At 38.7% G+C, this 18,946-nt stretch carries 17 protein-coding genes; 6 read left to right on the top strand and 11 right to left on the bottom strand.

What is annotated here, in order from left to right; genetic code table 11:
- Nucleotides 1-13: 13 nt before the first annotated feature.
- The 5 genes from LOS73_RS18260 to LOS73_RS18240 form a co-directional block, all read right to left on the bottom strand.
- A complete protein-coding gene (locus tag LOS73_RS18260; RefSeq protein WP_457934087.1) occupies nt 14-2,758 on the bottom strand; it encodes an Ig-like domain-containing protein in 2,745 nt (914 codons plus the stop codon).
- A gap of 201 nt (nt 2,759-2,959) precedes the next feature.
- Nucleotides 2,960-3,658 carry a hypothetical protein gene (locus LOS73_RS18255; protein ID WP_232224820.1) on the bottom strand — a complete coding sequence of 233 codons (699 nt, stop codon included), beginning with the start codon at nt 3,656-3,658 and terminating at the stop codon, nt 2,960-2,962.
- 28 nt (nt 3,659-3,686) lie between these two features.
- Nucleotides 3,687-4,931: a hypothetical protein gene (locus LOS73_RS18250; protein WP_033029947.1), complete on the bottom strand. Its 1,245-nt coding sequence runs from the start codon at nt 4,929-4,931 to the stop codon at nt 3,687-3,689.
- Nucleotides 4,928-5,764, bottom strand: coding sequence for an ABC transporter ATP-binding protein (locus tag LOS73_RS18245; protein ID WP_007376927.1), 837 nt, complete (start codon nt 5,762-5,764; stop codon nt 4,928-4,930). Before LOS73_RS18245 ends, LOS73_RS18250 begins: the two co-directional genes overlap by 4 nt.
- Before the next feature lie 5 nt (nt 5,765-5,769).
- A complete protein-coding gene (locus tag LOS73_RS18240; RefSeq protein ID WP_007376926.1) occupies nt 5,770-6,141 on the bottom strand; it encodes a GntR family transcriptional regulator in 372 nt (123 codons plus the stop codon).
- A gap of 92 nt (nt 6,142-6,233) precedes the next feature.
- On the opposite strand from LOS73_RS18240, the gene LOS73_RS18235 reads away from it, so the two are divergent.
- From LOS73_RS18235 to LOS73_RS18215, 5 genes are all read left to right on the top strand, one after another.
- Complete coding sequence (locus tag LOS73_RS18235) at nt 6,234-7,739, top strand: alpha/beta fold hydrolase (RefSeq protein WP_096792518.1); 1,506 nt, start codon at nt 6,234-6,236, stop codon at nt 7,737-7,739.
- 4 nt (nt 7,740-7,743) lie between these two features.
- The gene (locus tag LOS73_RS18230) at nt 7,744-8,478 is read left to right on the top strand and encodes an ABC transporter ATP-binding protein (protein ID WP_008135099.1); all 735 of its coding nucleotides are present in this window, start codon (nt 7,744-7,746) and stop codon (nt 8,476-8,478) included.
- On the top strand, nt 8,475-9,620 hold the full coding sequence (locus LOS73_RS18225) for an ABC transporter permease (RefSeq protein ID WP_306724733.1): 1,146 nt from the start codon (nt 8,475-8,477) through the stop codon (nt 9,618-9,620). Before LOS73_RS18230 ends, LOS73_RS18225 begins: the two co-directional genes overlap by 4 nt.
- A gap of 537 nt (nt 9,621-10,157) precedes the next feature.
- The gene (locus LOS73_RS18220) at nt 10,158-10,352 is read left to right on the top strand and encodes a hypothetical protein (RefSeq protein ID WP_457934086.1); all 195 of its coding nucleotides are present in this window, start codon (nt 10,158-10,160) and stop codon (nt 10,350-10,352) included.
- Between the two features lie 145 nt (nt 10,353-10,497).
- Nucleotides 10,498-10,842, top strand: coding sequence for a PDZ domain-containing protein (locus tag LOS73_RS18215; RefSeq protein ID WP_457934085.1), 345 nt, complete (start codon nt 10,498-10,500; stop codon nt 10,840-10,842).
- A gap of 266 nt (nt 10,843-11,108) precedes the next feature.
- Here the strand turns inward: LOS73_RS18215 and LOS73_RS18210 are convergent, their stop codons facing one another.
- Together LOS73_RS18210 and LOS73_RS18205 are read right to left on the bottom strand one after the other, a co-directional pair.
- The gene (locus tag LOS73_RS18210; protein WP_033040200.1) at nt 11,109-11,966 is read right to left on the bottom strand and encodes an MBL fold metallo-hydrolase; all 858 of its coding nucleotides are present in this window, start codon (nt 11,964-11,966) and stop codon (nt 11,109-11,111) included.
- A gap of 182 nt (nt 11,967-12,148) precedes the next feature.
- Nucleotides 12,149-14,032, bottom strand: coding sequence for a propionyl-CoA synthetase (locus LOS73_RS18205; RefSeq protein WP_342865379.1), 1,884 nt, complete (start codon nt 14,030-14,032; stop codon nt 12,149-12,151).
- A gap of 186 nt (nt 14,033-14,218) precedes the next feature.
- On the opposite strand from LOS73_RS18205, the gene LOS73_RS18200 reads away from it, so the two are divergent.
- A complete protein-coding gene (locus LOS73_RS18200) occupies nt 14,219-14,620 on the top strand; it encodes a nucleotide triphosphate diphosphatase NUDT15 (protein ID WP_033040204.1) in 402 nt (133 codons plus the stop codon).
- On the opposite strand, the gene LOS73_RS18195 is transcribed toward LOS73_RS18200, so the two are convergent.
- The 4 genes from LOS73_RS18195 to LOS73_RS18180 all read right to left on the bottom strand — a co-directional run bounded on the left by LOS73_RS18195 (nt 14,621) and on the right by LOS73_RS18180 (nt 18,715).
- Complete coding sequence (locus LOS73_RS18195) at nt 14,621-15,718, bottom strand: polysaccharide lyase family 7 protein (RefSeq protein ID WP_342865378.1); 1,098 nt, start codon at nt 15,716-15,718, stop codon at nt 14,621-14,623.
- 122 nt (nt 15,719-15,840) lie between these two features.
- Entirely contained in the window at nt 15,841-16,794 is a 954-nt protein-coding gene (locus tag LOS73_RS18190) for an alpha/beta fold hydrolase (protein ID WP_457934084.1), read from the bottom strand.
- A 54-nt stretch (nt 16,795-16,848) separates the two neighbouring features.
- Nucleotides 16,849-17,613 (bottom strand): substrate-binding periplasmic protein, encoded by a 765-nt coding sequence (locus LOS73_RS18185; protein WP_008135107.1) that lies wholly within the window; start codon nt 17,611-17,613, stop codon nt 16,849-16,851.
- A 97-nt stretch (nt 17,614-17,710) separates the two neighbouring features.
- Nucleotides 17,711-18,715 carry an AraC family transcriptional regulator ligand-binding domain-containing protein gene (locus LOS73_RS18180; protein WP_457934083.1) on the bottom strand — a complete coding sequence of 335 codons (1,005 nt, stop codon included), beginning with the start codon at nt 18,713-18,715 and terminating at the stop codon, nt 17,711-17,713.
- Nucleotides 18,716-18,946: the final 231 nt, after the last annotated feature.

The raw sequence follows: 18,946 nt of genomic DNA, 5'->3' as shown, positions 1-18,946 counted from the left end.
TTTCGGCTCTTTGTTAAATACCTAGTGGGGTTGTGTCTTCGCTATCAATTACGCCATCATTATCAGCGTCTTGGTCGGCTATTAATCCAGCTAAGGCTATGTCTTCATCACTGCTATTAGGTAAAAAGAAGTTAGGTAAGCCGTCGTGGTCGGTGTCTACGCTCGCAATAGCTATGCCTCTAAAGTCATCGCGTGAAGCAACTAAGTTGGTCATGCCTATGTAAAGCTCAAGCTGATCAGCCTCGCCATTAACGCCATTAGTTATTAGGCTTTGTGCTTTGGTAATATCGTTAATTAACGTAAAGCTGTTAACTAAATCTTCCATGTTGTCGGCAATAATTGTATTGGCAAAACCCAAAATAAGAGGCTCAAGCGTATTTAAAAGCGTGCTTGCTTGATTTTTTGCATTACTATAATTTGCTGAAAAATCACTTATATTGGCCGCGTTTGTGCCCATGCTTGAAAGCATAGAGTAACGTTCAAATTCCCCGCCTGTAGCCGCTTCTAAACCAATGACTTCAGCTTTAACAGCGGCTAATATAGTTTCTAGCTGATCGCTTGTTAACTCATTTAACGCAGGCGTTATTTCGGCAATGGCATCATTTAAGGTGGTGCTTGCCAGTGATGTTTGGTTGGCATTAACTAAATAACCTAATGTTTCTAGACGGGCTTCAAACCTGTCTTCGGTATCTTCATCTAGTGCAATGTAGCTAAGTAGTTGATTGTGTACACCAGCTACTTGCTCCGCTAAGCCGCCTTCAATTAGCGATACTATTACTTGATTATGCGCCGTAATTGATGAGCTATTACTTAGCGTGCGTATGTCGCCATCATTAAGCGTATTAAGTATGGTTAAACATTTATTAGCTGCACTTGCTGTATCACCACCAACTCGCGCTGTTAAGCTTACTAATGACTTACAGCCTTTAAAACCCGTTAAAAACGTGGTTGATGACTCTTTGCTAATGTATTCATCAGAGGCTAAAAAGTCGCCCGCATAGGTAAATACTTGCTGTGCTAAGTCGTTTCTGCCGGCCTCACTTAAAATTAGGCCTGTGCCTGGGACGTTATCAAGCGATGTTAGTGCTCTAAAAAATTCGTTGTAGTCGTCATTTTCAGTAAAAAAGCTGCGAGCTTGTGCTGCGGCACTTGTTATATCTTCACCGGCAAGTAGGCGGTTAGCTATATTAAAGCCATATACTTGCTCTTGCGCGTTGTTTATATCGGTTTCGCTGTCTGACAGCGTTATTGCTGGGTTTTCGTCGCTTTGGTATAAGCCTTCAATTAAGCCCGCTAAAAATTGAATAGGGTAAGTGTAGTTATCTAATGTAGCGGCGCTGTATGGCGACGCTGAGTAGGCGTAGTTACTATCAAAACCGGTAGAGCCATACATAGCAAGGACTTGGTTAGTGTAATCTTTTGCTGCTTCAAATTCGCCAGCTCTATAAAGGTATTGCGCAGCCCAAGCCCCGTGCAACGTTTTGTATTGCTCGTATGGTTGGCCTTCGTATTCGCCGCTACGTACAAGTCTGTAACCCGTTTTTACCGCAAGTTGCGCGTAGTTATTGGCAAGTAATTTGGCTTGAGTTAAATCGCTTTCATCTAGGCTTTGTGCATAGCTTTGTAGGGCATCATCTATTGATAAGCGTACGCTATTTAAAAAGTAGCCATAGCTTGATGTGTATTCGTCTTCGCGTACTTGCTCAGCGTATAACGAAATTGTATTCAACAAATTACTTGCTTGCGAGACTTGATCGGCGTCTAGGTAGCTTTTTACTAAAGAGTAAAGTACTGATGCGTCTGATGAGGCAATGTTATCGAAACCTTTATCAGCTAAGTATTGGTTGTAGGCCGCTACCGCTTGGACGCGGTAATCGTTTGCTTGCTCTGTTTGGCCTATTTCATCAAGTGCTTGCGCTACCTCTTTTAGTGCCGAAGAACGCGCCGTTTGCTCGTTTATAAGTGCTAAATAGTCGTTAGCAGTATCTAAAAAACCTGCACGCGCATAGGCCGCAGCTTGTGTTGCGTATACGTCATATCGAGAAAGTTCATCAGCAATATTTACGCTTAACTCATCTGCTTGTTTTAAGTGAGATAAGCTAGAGCTGTAGTAATAATTAAGTTTGTCTTCGTTAGTTACATAAGAAGGGCTTAGCGAAATAATAGCCGTTAATGGCTCGCTAATTAGGCCATCTGTGTAACTAATTTCAAATTGCTCATCAATGCTGCTTAGAGTTTGTGCCTCATAGGTAAATTCACCCGTGGTGCTATTTATGCTCATTACGCCATTGCTTGGTGGGGTAATTAGGCTAATAGTTACGGTGTCGCCATCTAAGTCCTGTGTGGTTATAACCCCTTCGGTGGTGGTTGAAGAAGTAACAAACACGTTAGTGGCGAGAAGTTGAGGAGCATCATTAACATTTTCAATAGCAAAGCGTATTACTACATTTGCCGTTAAACTGCCATCGTTTGCACTTATGGTTGCCGTATCGTCACCAAAATAATTACTAAATGGTGTGTAAGTAAACTCACCGTTAGCCTCTACTGCTATGATGCCATTACTTGGCGCGTTAGCAAGTGTATAGCTTAGGACGTCATCGTCGGTGGCTGTTACTTGAGCAGTAAAAGAGGTGTCTTCGTTTAAAGTGAAGCTTAGGTTTGGCTCATTAAATAAAGGTGCTTTATTACTAGAGCCACCACCGCAACCAGTTAAAATTAAAGTGCATAATATAGGTGTGAGTTGAATTAGCTTATTCATGATTGTTGAACAATAAAGGTTAATGATGTTGCAAATGATAACGCATATCAATTGCATTTCATATGGGAAAAGTAATTTATATGATAAATTAAAGTGATTTATTGGATGAAATAAAGTTTAAGGGGTTTAAATAAACTAAAAAATAGAATGGTAGTTTGCTAAGGCTGAATGGTTATTCCTTAGCAAACAATAGATTAAGCTTTAATTAACGTCTTTTATTATTAATAAAGGGAAGTGCTTAACGGAACGAGGTTGCCACTGATTAAAAATTATATTTTTAACACCTAAAGACGCAAGTGCTTTGGGTGAGTATGTCCAGCCTCGCGCATGTTTTTTTATTGCTGCTTTGCGTAAACTTGGCTCAAGACCAACAGTAAGTAGGTCATGATTTACATTAAAGTGTTTATACATTGCTCGTTCTCGCTTACTTGCTTTGGCTATAACCTGATCATAATGCGCACGGAGTACTTGCCATTTTTTACTTTTTTTTGGTTCATCTAAATTTTTGACCATAGTGTCTATATCACTGTCGAGCCATTTTGCAGAGGCTGCATCGCCATGCCAGCCAACTATTGCATTTTTCTCAATGGTTGTCGGTTGCCCTACGAGTAGTATGTAGTTAGCACAAGATGAAAAGCAAAAGTCTTTTATGCTCACGCTAAGTTTATGAGCGGCGATCAAGTCAGCTAAATCCATACCAAAATCGATGTTACCGCCACCGCTGGTAATCGTTAATGCGTTTATCGAGGAATTGCTTTTTAAAAGTTCAGAAGCTTTATTATTTTGAACCTCAGTAATTTGGCCACTGTAATACAGGGTGTTTTTTTTAACGAGCACCAGCGCGCTTGTTGAAAAGCTACAGCATAATAACGATATGTAAATAAGCACTAATTTTATCATTACTTGGTTTATTCCTATTTAATTCAAGCTATAAATATTTTGCAGAGAAACGATTTAATAATGCTAATGAACATACATATAAGCTTACCAAAACAAGGTCTGTAAAGCCGTTATCGCTTTGAATGATGTAAGTACTTAAAGCCATGTGGCCGCCATATGAAAAACATAAAAGTATACCCATAATACTGGTGTTTTTAACAATGTTACCAATTATAAAACTAGCTAAAAAAGCTGCGCATGCTGTAAGTGAAAAATTAGCTGCATATACAAACTGCCATTGTTGTTGTCCAATTAATGGCAAAGTAACAATAAAACAAAATATTCCTACGTAAATTGTAAATTTTAATGCACTTTGAATAAAAGCGCTTTTTGCTTGTGCAGTGCTATTGTAAATAGGGAGAGTGTAAAGCAATTCCCATGACTGCGTCCTTTGTGATCGACTCCATTGGCAAAGCGTGAATAGCGCAAGCAAGACATTTGTTAAACTAAACATTGAGTGCTTAGATATATCGTAAAAAAAGTTAATGATTATTGCGCTGGCACTCAATCCTACTAGCAAAATAGCAAATTGAGATAGTGAAGGACCTACAAAGTAACTCAAAGGGAAGAGCTGTTTATTTAAATACTTAGAGTAACTTGATAAAAAACCAACAGGAACAGGCGACCACCCCGATTGCACACCATGACGATAATTAGCAAAGGCATGACTGCTAAAGTGATATGGTTGGCCAAATTTATCTCTAAATACTAATAGGACTAAGTAAGTAACAATAGCTATAGGGATTAAAAAAATAGGTGTTTTTTCTAATAACACACAACTTATAATGCCTGTGGTGAATATTATGTAACATCCAAGGGTAAATAAATGACTGCTCACTCTACATAAAAGCCATAGCCCTAAACCAAGTGTATTCGCTACAAAGATAGTAGATAAAAGATGAATACTCTGCTCAATAGCTGCATTTATCAGCATAAAACCATTTATTATTGCAATAAACACTTTGCCTTGTTGCGTTATATGTTGGCAATAATCAACAACTAGCGCCTGCCACTCTGTGGCTTGTAAGCGAATACTTTGTAAAGCAAGTGATGCGTACATGCAAATAATCGCAAACATTGCGAGCAGATTAAGAATAACAGGTTCACTACCAATAAATAGGGGGGAAAAAATAGTCGCAAATATTGATGGCACAAAATAACTAGCGGGACCGGCTTCTTTTAACCATAAACCGCTCCAACCTTGGTACCACTTACGGCTTTGTGGCGAACTCATGCATGTAGCTCCACAAACAGTTGCTCTAAAGAAAGCGGATTAATACTCAATGCGCCATCAATTGTTTCGTTGTTATAACCATAAATAATGGCCGAATTTTTGTTTTGAGCTAATACAGTGTAAGCAGTTAAGTTAATGGTGTTATCGGTAAAATTAACTTTTCGGATAGTTTCGCGAATCTCATCTTGTTCATCAAATAACAGCAGTTCACCTTCTTTTATAAGGGCAATATGGCTTGCAACGCGCTCTATGTCGGAAGTGATATGTGATGAAAACAAAATCCCCGAACCGGAATCGAGTGCGAGATCGAACAAATCGCTCATAAACTCGCGTCTGGCAATAGGGTCTAGGCTTGCAACTGGTTCATCTAAAATAAGTAATTTAGGGCGATATGCCATTGCCATAATTAACGCAAGTGTTTGTCTTTGACCTATTGATAAGTTGCTAATTGCAGCGGTGCTTGAAAGTTCAAACCGACCTAGCCATTTGGTTTCAAGCTCGGTATCCCAGTTAGGGTAAAAACTACGATGTAGTGCCAATGCATCGGCTATTTTAAACCCCTCATAACCAAATGACTGTTGAGCAACATAGCCAATTTTAGCTTTGTTTTCAGCATTAATTTGTAAACTTGGCTCTGAAAAAACACTAATATCACCCATATCGGGAGTTACTAATCCAAGTGCACAGCGTAGTAAAGTCGTTTTACCTGCGCCATTTTTACCGAGTAAGCCAATTACCATACCTGGATACACATCTAAATTAATATTTTTCAGAATATTTTTTGAGTTAATTGTTTTATATACATTTTTGTAGCTAAGGAGTGGTTGTTCCATAGGGGTTATTTCCATCGCTTTTTAATTAATTCTATTAAAACAGCTTGCGATACATCGAGTTGTTTGGCTTGCTGAATAAGTTGATCGGCACCATTAAATAATAGCGTATCTTGTTGTTGTGTTTGCTGCTGTGATTTTTGCGCAACACAGGTTGGTTGCCCACGCCTTCGTTCTAACCAACCTTGTTCAACCAATTGACTTATCGCACGCGACACAGTCATAGGGTTAACCGAAAAGTGCTCAGCTATTTTTCTTACTGAAGGTAATTGCTCGCCTATCGATAATTGCCCGCCCACAATCAACCGCACAATTTGTTCATGCAATTGTTTATAAATTGGATCGCCACTATTAGGGTTGACATTAATAAATTCTAACATTATTCTTTCTCTACTGTATTAATACATTAATACACCGATACACTGTAGTTAAAGTTATCATATTGAGTGTAAAAAGCAACAAGGGAAAAGTAATGGAAACCATGTTTAATTTACGTAAAAAACTAACTAAGCTAACGCTTTTATCAATATTAGCGGGAAGTGGCAGTAGTGTATTTGCTCAAAGTAATGATCAAATACATACAGCTTTAACCCCATGTTATATGGAAGGGTTAGCCGATAGATTAATGTGTGGCAGTATTAAGCGCCCTCTCTCAGATAGCAGCGCTGATGGCGAAATCGACATTAACTTTGCGATTATTCCAGCTATTAAACCTAGCCACCCTGATGAAGCAGCGCTTGCTTTTGCTGGTGGCCCAGGGCAGGGCGCAATAGAGCTAGCTGCTATTTTTAATCGTAATTTACGATTTGTCCGCGAAACGCGTGATATTTTATTGGTTGATCAACGCGGCACTGGCTACTCAAATAAGTTGCAATGTGAAAGTAATGACCTGCAAACACAGTTTGCATTTAACGATTCAATGACTGATCTCGCATTACTGGGCGCTCAAGAAACACAAAAATGTAAAGCGCAGCTGAATATTGATTTAAGTCACTTTTCAACACCTGTTGCTGCAAAAGACTTTGAAGCTGTGCGTAAAGCTTTAGGTTATAAAGGGCTGCATTTGTACGGGGTATCGTATGGTACACGTATTGCGCAAGAATATACCCGCCAATTTCCAAATTCAGTATTAACGAGTACATTGGATGGGGTTGTACCTATGCAGCAAAGCTTGGCTGCAATAGGCGCAGCTATTGATGATTCGTTAGCGGCTTTATTTGCACGTTGTGAAAGTAATACGCTTTGTAATTCACAGTATCCACAGTTAAAAAATCAATTTAATACCTTAATGACGCAGTTAGATAGCCAGCCAATTGAAACAACAGTGAAACACCCGCGTACATACAAAAACATAACGCTAGTGGTGACTAAAACTAAGTTTTTTGGCGCAATACGTATGGCACTTTATAGCCACTCAATGCGAGCAATTTTGCCTTTGGCAATTAGCCAAGCCGCTAATGGTAATTTTTCGCCATGGGTTGGATTGATGTCGGGCGTTGATATAACTGAACAGCTCGCAATGGGCATGCACAATGCCATTGTATGTGGTGAAGATTGGCCGCAGCTTAATGAGCAAAAGCGTTCAAAATATAATAAAAGCTACATGGGAAAAATGATGATTGAAGGGTTTGATGTAATGTGCCCAATTTGGGATGTAACCCCAGTAAATAAGAGCTTTTATAAGCCCGTGACGACTGAAGTGCCTACTCTATTACTTTCTGGTGGGCGAGACCCTGCAACCCCTGCAAGTTGGGCTGAGTTGGCAATGGTAAATATGAAAAATGCCACTCATTTGGTGTCACCTTCGGCAACTCATGGTATTGGCTCACAAACATGCGCGCCCAAAATAATTGCTCAGTTTATTAATCAACAAAATATGCAAGATATAGATACAAAATGTATCAATAACAATAACGATAAAAAGTTTTTTATGAATATAAATGGCGCAGCCAGTTCAACAATTCAAAGTATGGAGTAAAGGTATGATTAAGGTAACTAATCTAACTAAAAAAATTGGCGATGTTAACGCCCTTAACGGCCTAAGCTTTGATGCGAAAAATGGCCAAATTACAGGTTTGCTTGGACCTAATGGTGCAGGCAAAACAACCTGTTTACGTACCGTGTTCGGGTTATTAAAAGCCGACAGCGGTGAAACCGAAATAGACGGCATAGATGTAGCAAAAAATCCTATGGAAGCTAAGAAAAATTTAGGATTATTTCCTGATCCGTGTGGTCTGTATGAGCGATTAACACCTAGAGAATATATTACCTTTTTTGCACAATTAAGCGGGCTTTCGTCTGTAAAAGCGAAAGCAGCAACCAGTGAGGTAATAAAAAAATTAAATATGGACGATATTGCGGATCGCCGCTGCCAAGGTTTTTCACAAGGCCAACGCATGAAAACCGCTTTAGCACAGGCTGTGGTACATAATCCGTCTAACGTTATTTTAGATGAACCTACACGCGGCTTAGATGTAATGAGCACACGTATTTTAAGAGATCTACTTATACAGCTAAAGGAACAAGGACATTGCGTGCTTTTTTCATCGCATGTGATGCAAGAAGTTGCCGCATTATGTGACCACGTAGTGATCATGGCTAACGGCCAAGTAATAGCGCAAGGTTCGGTAGATGAACTGTGTGAAAAAGCAGGAAAAGCCACACTAGAAGAAGCATTTATTGAGCTAATTGGTAGTGATGAAGGAATAGCAGCATGATTAACTTATTAAAAGTACTCTATAAAAAAGAAATCATTGATGCCAGTCGAGACAAACGTTCAGTGATGGCGGGCTTGTATTACGCAATAGGTACTCCCATTGCAATGTGTTTACTATTAAGTGTATTACTGCAACAGCTTACATCGCCCGAAGGGCTCAAAATCACCATAGTAAATGCGGAGCAAGCCCCTAGTTTAGTTGCGCATTTAAAGGCCAATGAAATACAGAGTACAAACGATAAAAATGACGAACTACTCAAGTCTATTACATTAAATATTAGTGATGACTATCAAAAAAATATGCGTGAAGGTCGCCCTGCAACAGTTACATTAATTGCTGATAAATCAAATGATAAACTTGGTAAGCATATAAATCGTATTGAAAAAGCTCTGGCAAGTTATAACGCTGAAGTGGCTAGTTTACGTTTAATATCGCGTGGCATTGATCCAAGCATTATGCGTACCTTAGCGGTAGAGACGCATGATGAGGCGACTCCAGACTCTAAAGGCGGTATGTTTTTAGGCATTGCTACGTTGTCTATAATTTTAACGGTATTTTACGCTGCGATGAACCTAGCTATAGATACTAGCGCCGGTGAACGCGAACGTAATTCGCTGTCGTTATTATTAAGCCATCCGTTGAGTAGCTTACAAATTGTACTTGCTAAATCGGCTGCTATTGCCAGCTTTTCGATGCTAGGACTCGTAATCATTTTAATTGTATCTAAAATTACATACGGCTTAGTACCTTGGCAACAGCTCGGCTTTAGTATCACTATTACCCCAGCATTTATGCTGTTTTGTTTTGCAGTATGCTTACCTATTGCATTAATGTCGGCAAGCTTGCAGGTATTTGTTTCGTTTATGGCAAAGTCGTTCAAAGAGGCACAGTCATATGTAACTATGGTGTTATTTATTCCTATGTCGCTAAGTATGATAACTACCTATGACATTGCCACCGATATTATACAGTGGGTTCCTATTGCGGCTCAGCAATATGCACTTATTGAGTTTATCAAAGGTAACCCATTGCCAGTACCACAATTAGTACTTTCTACCTTGATTACATTAATATTATTTAGCGTGTTTAGCTTTTTAAGCAGCCGAATGCTGAAAAGTGAAAAGGTTGTGTTTGGTTTGTAACCCCACGCTTAAAATGTATTTCAAGCAATGCCCATAGTTTAACTAACATGGGCGTTTTTATATCCGACGATAAATAATGGCTATAGTTTATATTTTTTGAAATTAAAAAGAGGTGCTCACAAAGGGGGGGGGCAGAGAAGCTACGCTTAAGAGTAGAAAATACCTGTGTTGTATGTTTTTCTGAGGCTGAGGACGTACTCAAACATAAATATGGGAGGTATAAAGTAGAAGTGATGTAGTAAGGAGTCATAAAAACGCAGTAACGTAGTTACAATCTTAAAAACACCTGTTGAGATGGTATTTAGAGAAAATCTAAAAATAGCTAAATATGGCGTAACAATAATTTTTGTATTTACTCTCATAAAGTGTGCCCATTTAACTCATCTTTAACCCTCGCCCTAATAAACTGCTCGTAATGGTATGAATTAAGCATAATTAATGGTTTATTTTAAAAAGCACTTAACCAGTTTGTTACTTGCGCTTAGTTGTACGCTTGCTGCATGAAGCAGCCAGTCAAGCTATCAAGGTAATGGTATATTGCGCAGCGAGATCTCTATAGTAAATAAAGCGTACAAACTAATACGGCACGCTACTAATAATAAAAATAAGCCCGCTAATGTTGACTACGGTTTAGGGCTGGAGTTAAGCGAAAAAATAATAAAACGACACGGTTGGGTATACGAAGTAAACGATATGCCTGGGTGTTATGAAGTGGTGGTCGATTTTAGTTAATACGCTTTTTTTAATCCTTGAGTTTTTTTATATCTAAAATATTTAATGTAACGCTGAGAATATAAAAAACTTAGTGATAGTAATGTGTTAAAACTATAAATAGTAAAGAATATTAACGATAGACTTACATGGAGTGTTAATTCATATGTTCAAATTCATAATTATTTTAATCTCAATTACTTCTTTCAATGCCTTGGCTGCAGAGAAGGTTAAACTTGGAGTTTTAGGGAACGTTGGAACTGATGGTTTTTTTAGCCCGACGGTAACGTCATTTATTATTCAAAAAGTAGAACCTAATTCACCCGCTGAAAAATCAGGGATTGTTGCTGGGCAAAAAATAATTTCTATAGAAAATTGTAAAATTCCAGGCTGCCCTGCCAGTGAAGCAAAAGAATTAATGCGCAAGGAGTCTGGAGAGATTTTACAATTACTTTTAGAGAATGAAGATGGTAGCCAAGTACCTTTAAAAATCCCTATGAATGCTTGGTAAACCTAAGAAGTTTTTAAAATACCTAAATATACCCAGCCTATAAAGTATGGTTATTTCCAAAGCGTGGTTGTGTGTAAATGAGCTAGACGCAGTAAATGTTGGCAACGTTAGCGAGCTTTTGGAGTACTACTTACTCGGTTTATATGTAGGTTACTACTTAAAGTAATTGGGATAGATTAAAAAGGTTTGATCAGTAATAACCTTAATTAATGAATACATTGGTATTGCGTTAAATACGGCAATACCAATGATTATTAGACTAAAGCTTATAAATCGCTGCGCCAACCCATGCCTGACTCTTCCATTAAACGCTCGTACACGCCTTCTATGTTAAGCGGTAACCATGCATCAAACTGTTTAAAGTCACTAAATTGGTCTAACTTTACATTTTGTTTAATTTCGTCAAGCGTATTACCGGCTAAAACGCCTGCTGTTACTTGCCTATATAAAAGATCTAAATAACTTAAGTAACGCGCTACATCTGCCTTGCTGCCAATATCGGCATGACCACCTACAAAAGTATCAAAGTCATATTTGAGTACCGCTTGGGTTGAGTTAATCATGCCTTGAATATCGTAACTCCACAGTTTTTGCCATGGCATTCTGCCAATAACAATCCAATCAACCACAAATAACGTTTTTTGCTTTTCGAATAATATACTAACCGAACCACGACCATCGTTTGGACCATGATAGTTAAGTTTTACTGTTGACTCACCAAGGGTAAGTAGTAGCTCGTCATCAAAAATAAGGCTGGGCGCTACCGTTTTCATTTGTGTATTTTTAATATCTTGCGCAGCGAGTTTATGCGCTATAAACGTGGTGTGCGGGCTTTTAAATACCTCGGCGCCGTAAATATGATCGCTGTGATTATGGCTATAAATTACATATTTTACAGGCACGTTATAGCGAGTTTTAATTTGCTCGCTTAACCAGGTGGCGGCTTTTTTATTAAGTGGGTCGGTAACAATCGCGCCCTCAGAAGTGATTAAAAATACTGAGCGGTGTCTGTCGTCTATAAAGCGGTGTAAGCCATTGCCTAGGTCTTCTATTTCATAGGCTTGTGTGGCAAAGCCCATAAATAATAGGGCTGTAGTTAATAGTTTTTGTAGCAAGCGGGGCATACACCATTCCTTTTTAAATTAATTAATAACACGTTTAAAAGAAGAGAGTGCAAGGCCGTAAAAAATTTCAGTTGTTAGTTAAATTAAAACTTAAACCTAAGCCTAAACTTAAGTAAAAGGATCAAATATAAGGATGAAATAAAAAGCCATTATAAAAATGGCTTTAGATAGGTTGGTTGGGTTTATCTTTGTGTTAGTTGTTGGTTTATTTCTTCAAAGATACTGGCATCGTCTATGGTTGAAGGTATTTGTAGCTCTTCGCCATCGACTAGTTGGCGCAAATTTTTACGCAGTATTTTACCCGAGCGAGTTTTAGGTAACCTATCTACGCTAACTATATTTTTAAGGCACGCAATAGCGCCAATCTGATTACGAACACTTAAAACAAGCGCTTCTTCCACGTCGGTACTTGAGCCCATAAAATCATTTTTAAGCACGATCATTCCCATAGGAAGCTGCCCTTTTAGAGGATCGTTTACACCAAAAACAGCGCATTCAGCAACAGCAGGGTGCGCGGCTACTATCTCTTCCATTTCGCCGGTAGAAAGCCTATGCCCTGCTACGTTTATAACGTCGTCGGTTCTGCCCATAATAAATAGGTAGCCGTCTTCATCAATATAGCCGCCATCGCCAGATAAATAATAACCTTCGTATTCATTTAGGTAGCTTGCTTTAAAACGCGGGGTATCTTGCCAAATTGTTGGTAGGCAACCCGGTGGTAGTGGCAGTTTAATTACCACGGCGCCTTGCTCGTTAGCTGCGCATTCATTGCCATCCATATCTAATATTCGCACGTCAAAACCTGGAGTAGGCACGGTAGAGCTGCCCGGTTTTGTTGTTAAGTACTCAAGCCCTACAGGGTTACAAGCAATAGCCCAGCCGGTTTCTGTTTGCCACCAATGATCGAGCACTGGCAGTTTGGTTTTTTCTTTAAGCCACTCGTAAGTGGGAGGATCTAATCGCTCGCCGGCTAAAAACAAACGTTTTAAGCTAGAGGTATCGTATTGATTAAAACCATTGGCATTTGGGTCTTCTTTTTTAATTGCTCTAAAGGCGGTGGGGGCACTAAATAATGCATTTACTTTATATTCTTCAACCACGCGCCAAAATGCACTAGCATCGGGCGTTTTAACGGGTTTACCTTCATATAATACGGTCGCGCAGCGATACATTAGCGGCGCGTAAACTATATAAGAGTGCCCAACTACCCAGCCAATGTCAGACGCTGCCCAAAATACGTCGCCGGGCTTCATACCATAAACGGTTTCCATGCTGTATTGCAGTGCCACTGCGTGACCGCCATTTTCGCGCACTACGCCTTTGGGTGTGCCTGTCGTGCCTGAGGTATATAAAATATAAAGCGGATCGTCACCATTTACAGGCACCGGATCTGCGCTTGCAGCAGTTTGCATTGCCTGAGTCCAATCTATGTCTCGTTTAGGCTTAAGAGTGGCGGTTACTTGTGGGCGCTGATAAATAACGCAGTGTTCTACTTTGTGCGCAGCAAGCTCTATTGCGTTATCAATAAGTGGTTTGTATTCAATAATGCTGTTTACTTCAACACCGCATGAGGCGCTAAGTATAAGTTTGGGCTTGGCATCATCAATGCGTACAGCCAATTCATGTGCAGCAAACCCACCAAATACCACCGAATGAATAGCACCAAGGCGAGCGCACGCCAACATACCAATAACAGCTTGTGGGATCATTGGCATATAAATAACTACGCGGTCGCCTTTTGTAACACCTAACGATTGTATTACGCCTGCAAATTTAGCAACTTCTTGTTGTAGTTGTGAGTAGTTATAAGTTTGCTTTGTGTTAGTGACTGGAGAGTCGTAAATAAGTGCGGTTTGCTTACCAAATCCGGCAATAACATGTTGGTCTAGCGCTAAAAAACTGGTGTTTAATTGCCCGTCGCTAAACCAATGATAAAGCCCGTCGTCGTCTTGTGTGTATGCTTTTGTGGGGGTTTTGTACCACGGAATATTTTTACTTTGTTCGAGCCAAAATTGGGCTGGGTTTTGTTTAAAGCCATTATATTGCTGTTTATATTCGCCTGACATGTAAGGCTCCTAAAGCTAAATTTGTGTGTGAGAGACCTTACAAAATGTAGGCTTTTTTTAGCAAGCAAGCTATTCGACCTTGGTCGGTTAAAAGTTAATCAACACACTGGTTTTAAAAATACAAAATTGACAATACAAAGCGTGTGGTTCAGCATGGCGGGCAGTAAAAATAGGAGAAAACACGATATGAGTAACGTAGTAAGAGTAGGGGTTGCGGTTATCATAAAGCATCAAAACACAATTTTACTAGGTGAGCGCATTGGCGCGCATGGTGCTAATACATGGGCAACACCTGGTGGGCATTTAGAGTTTGGTGAAAGTGTTGAGCAATGTGCAATACGAGAAGTGTTTGAAGAAACAGGTTTAAAGGTAAGTAAAATTACCAAGCTTGATTTTACCAATGATATTTTTACAGCAGAGAACAAGCACTATATTACGCTGTATGTAAAAGCTGACTTTGAAGGCGGAGAGCCTGAGCTTAAAGAGCCTAGTAAATGTTTAAAGTGGCGCTGGTGCGATATTAATAATCTACCAACGCCACTGTTTACATCACTAAAAAATTACTTATCTGAGGCTGTAATAGCCTAGTTATTTTGTTGGCGGTGTCGCTGGGCTTAACGCTAGTTTACTAAAGCTTACTTGAGCGTAATCGCCATTTTGTTTATCTGTAGTCCAATCGCCAGTACCTAAACAACCTGGGTACCAAATACCTTTCGCGCTTTTAGTACTACATTGGTTATAAGCGCCGGCTTTAAAGTAATGCCAATCTGCAGCGTAACCATGTGGATGATCTTTTTCGTCCACTTTGCCATAAGCGTCTACGTTATTACCTAAGTTAATAGAGTAGTTAACGTCTTCTTTGCCTTGTGCGCTAAATGTAAGGTGCATAACATTTTTATACACATTTACCGTGTAGCTAAATTCTTCACCTAGTGCAATACCGGCGGCGCCTGGTTCGTTAGGGTTTTCCCATGTATTCCCCCAAACTGGGTAAGTAATGTCTGTACGGTCAGGATTGGTTTTAGCTAAGTTACGTTCGTAGTTCCAAAAAACTGAGCCTGTTTTGTGCCCTGGCCATTTTTTGTAATATATTTTAAGTGGCTCATTGCCCCAGCCATAACCAAGCTTGGTATCAATAAGTGCCTGATCTTTACCTGCGTGAATTTGTCCTACAACAACAGAGTAAGCCGCTTTTTTATCAGGATCAGTTGCACGTAGCGCAACGTGATCTACTTTTAACGTTGCTTCCATTTTTCCACCAACAGAACCAAATCGGTCAGATAACGGATGTACAGCTAAAGCAAAGTTGTTTTTAGAGTGTTTAGTTTTAATTTTAGTATTTGATCCACGGATCATTTGTCTAAGTTCACTACGAGTATTAGTAGAGTTAGCACTTGTAAGCGCTTTATTAGGCGAGGTAAATACCATGTAGCCTTTATCATCAAGATAGAAAAAATCAGGGTGTGCGTAAGTCTGAATTTCTTCTACATCTATTTCATCAATTTTACCGTCGTTGTTTAAATCAACTGGTACATTTATTTTCCAGTGTGATAAATCAAACTTTGTTGCAGGTACCGGCGCATCGCTTTGCTGATTAGTGCTTTGGGTACTTGAACAAGCCGTAAAAAGTAGAGGTGTGATAACGGCTAAAGCCGTAAGTTTAAATGTGGATGTATTTTTTATCATTATTGTCTCTGTGTGATGAAGTAAAAATTGTGCGGTAAAGACATCGCTCAACTTCAATCTAACATACCAATTTAAAAATTAAAACTTACCAATTTTGTGTTTTTTATAATTAAACCTTATTTTTAAAGTTTATTTTGGTTAACCAGTTGGTGTTTTTTATTGCGTAATTTTTCTAAATACTTTCGTTGAGACTTTTTTATATGCTTAGCAATCCACTTTGTCATTTTAGGCGTAAGCTCTGGTACAAAGTTATGACCCATACCATCTATAATTTTTAACTTCGATTTTTTAATGAGTTTAGCCGTTTTTTCACCTTCAATAGATGGAAAAACTATATCGGCATTACCATGAATAATTAACGTAGGCGCTTTTATTTTTTTTATTAACTGGGCTCTGTTTTTACTGGCTGCTATGGCTATTAGTTGGCGTTTATAGCCATTTTGATTATATGAGCGGTCAATTATTTTAATTGCATGCTCTTTTAATAACTCTTCACTTTGTGGGTAAGCTGGGCTACCAATAAGTTGGTTTAAGTGAATGTTGTAGTTTATAGCGGCACTGCGCGTTAGTGTTTTTGGTTGCAGTTTAGATACTTTTAAAAATACCTTTAAACTTTTTATTGTTGGCTTAAAAGTAGAGCTACTCGACATTATTGTGGTTAAGCTAAGTACTTTCTTTTTATGTTTTGCTGCAATAATTTGGGCAATCATCCCACCCATTGATGCGCCAACTAAATGCGTTTTTTTTATTTTAAGTGCAGCCATTAAGGCGAGTACATCATCAGCCATATCATCAAGCAGGTAAGGAATATTCGAGCGTATAGGTAAGTACTTACTTAACCATGTTTTAAATAAACTAGGATTTTTGTAATCATCTAAATGGCTAGATAACCCGACATCACGGTTATCAAATCTAATCGCTCTAAAGCCTTTTTTTACTAAACCATAATAGAGCGAGTCTGGCCAAACTATCATTTGCGCCCCAAGCCCCATAATTAAAATAATAGCTGGTGCTGTTTTATCGCCTTCATCTTGGTAGCTGAGTTTAATACCTTTTTTAGTCTTAATAATAGCCATGGCAAAGTGAGTGTTAGCAAGCTTTGTGAGGAGTATAGGGCAGCTTTATTACATTTAATTTATGGTAGGTGGGAGGGGGAGTTGCCATTTTTTTAAAATAGCTTGGTACTTGCCATTTACCTTTAGCGTTTTTAGCCCTTTTGATATTGCGATGGCTGTTTGTTCATCAAACTGGTTATTAGTAGCAAGATAGAGGGTTGAAGGAAAATCAGTTAAATGAACTCGTTTAGCTATTAAGCTAGGATCAAGCCCGGACATTTTTAGTTCATTATTTAAAGTAAGTGTATTCACTACAACAAAATCGATACGTTTTTTGTAGAGCATTTGCCATAGCTGCTGATAATAACTAACTAAGATTAAATTTTTGTCTTCTTCGAAACCCATATCTTTTAAATATTTGGCGCTCGTATAACCGCGAATGGTTGCTACTTTGTAAAATTTGGCGTGATTTAAATGGCTAATATTATCTTTATGATCTTTTAAACTAACTAAGTACGCATCTGTAAAGTATATCGCACCTAACCATTTAAATTGATTTTGCCTAACAGGGGTTTTTAAAAAAGAGAGCATAATAGTATTAGGGTTGGTTTTTAATTCATGGGAAGCACGCGCCATAGGCATTATTTCAAACTTCGCGTTTAGCTTAGCTTCTCTTAATACTGCTTTAGCTATATCTACCGAGGCTCCGTCTGCTTCACCGTTTTCGTTTTGAAAATGATAAGGGTGTAAATCTTCGGCAATAAAGGTAAGTGGACTAGTTGCGTTTACCGTACTACAAAACATAAATACAAAGGCATTAACTACAATACGCAAATACATAGCAATAATCTTTTTAACTACAATGTCTTGAGTTTAAAGACTCTTGTCTGAAATATATACTCAAATGTATGAAATAAGTAAATTTTATATTGTAGGTTTATTTACCTATTTGCATTTTAAAATATTTAATAGGGCTATATGAGTACCAGCGTTTAAATGCCCGATTAAACGAACTCTGATCTTTAAAGCCGAGTGATAAAGCTAAATTGGCTAAGGATTGTGTTCCTATTAATAAGGGAATACGTCTTTTACGCTCTTGTTCGAGTAATATTGCAAAGGATGTTTGCTCTAGCTTTAAATGCCGTTGAAGGGTCCTTGGCGTGATATTTAGCGCATTTGCAGTACGTATTAAGTCGCACTCTTGCAAGTCGGTTTTTACCATAAGCATATGGTTAATTTTTTCGCTTACATGTTGCTGGCTTTTAAAGTTAGAAAGCTGCTGCTCTGATATTTGCCTAAGTGCTAAGTGAACTGCTGCGTTATCGGTTTTAAATGGCAGGGTTAAATAACTACTCGGGAATGAAATTTCATTGTACTTAGCGTTTATGCTTACAGGGCAATTAAACCACGTAGCCAATGTATTTAAATGTTCTTTTGAGTAGTGATGCGTAAAACATATTGAACTAGGAGATAGTTTGGAGTTAAGTAATTGACGTATTACACATACCCAAGCAGTCATATTACGCAAAATAACCTGTTCGTTACAACTTGGATGCGGTAGCCAGCGAATAATTGCAATATCTCCAAGCTGCTCAAATTGTGATTTACCTATGTCAGCGACCAAGCTGTCATAATTTAAAAGTACCTGTATAGCACTGGCTAAACTATCGCTTGATTCTATTAAGTAACCTAAAATTCCAAAATTTGCTGTGCGAATATGCTGCCCAAGCTTAAAGCCGAACAGGGGATCGTTAAGTGTTTTTTGTGAATATTCAAGTAATGCGTTGTAACTAGTTAAGGTAATACGAGGTGCGAATTGTCGTGCTTTATTATCAATGTACTCAGTAAATTTGATGGCCTTCAAAGCCACTTCATTGGCTATACCTTGGCTTTGTAAGTAATCAAGAGTACTTGAAAAGTAATGATCAGCAAGTGAGTACATTTGTCGTCTAAAGCTAAAAAATGGTCGTGTATGAGCAAGTCTGCCATGTAAAATTTTATTATGCTAGGACCTATTGACCTTTGGGGATTAAAGTTTGTTCTATTTAGGGGCAATTTAATCGCAGCGCGAGGTTTGTAACCTAGAAGGCTAAGTACCTACTCATGTGTTACCGATCTGGCTTACATCCTAAAAGCTGAGCAAAGTTCTGTATCCTGCTACCGCCCCTAGGAC

The organism is Pseudoalteromonas sp. SCSIO 43210 (genome assembly GCF_054133285.1).
Note: the sequence above shows the minus strand (reverse complement) of the source record. Positions and strands in the feature narration are given on the sequence as shown.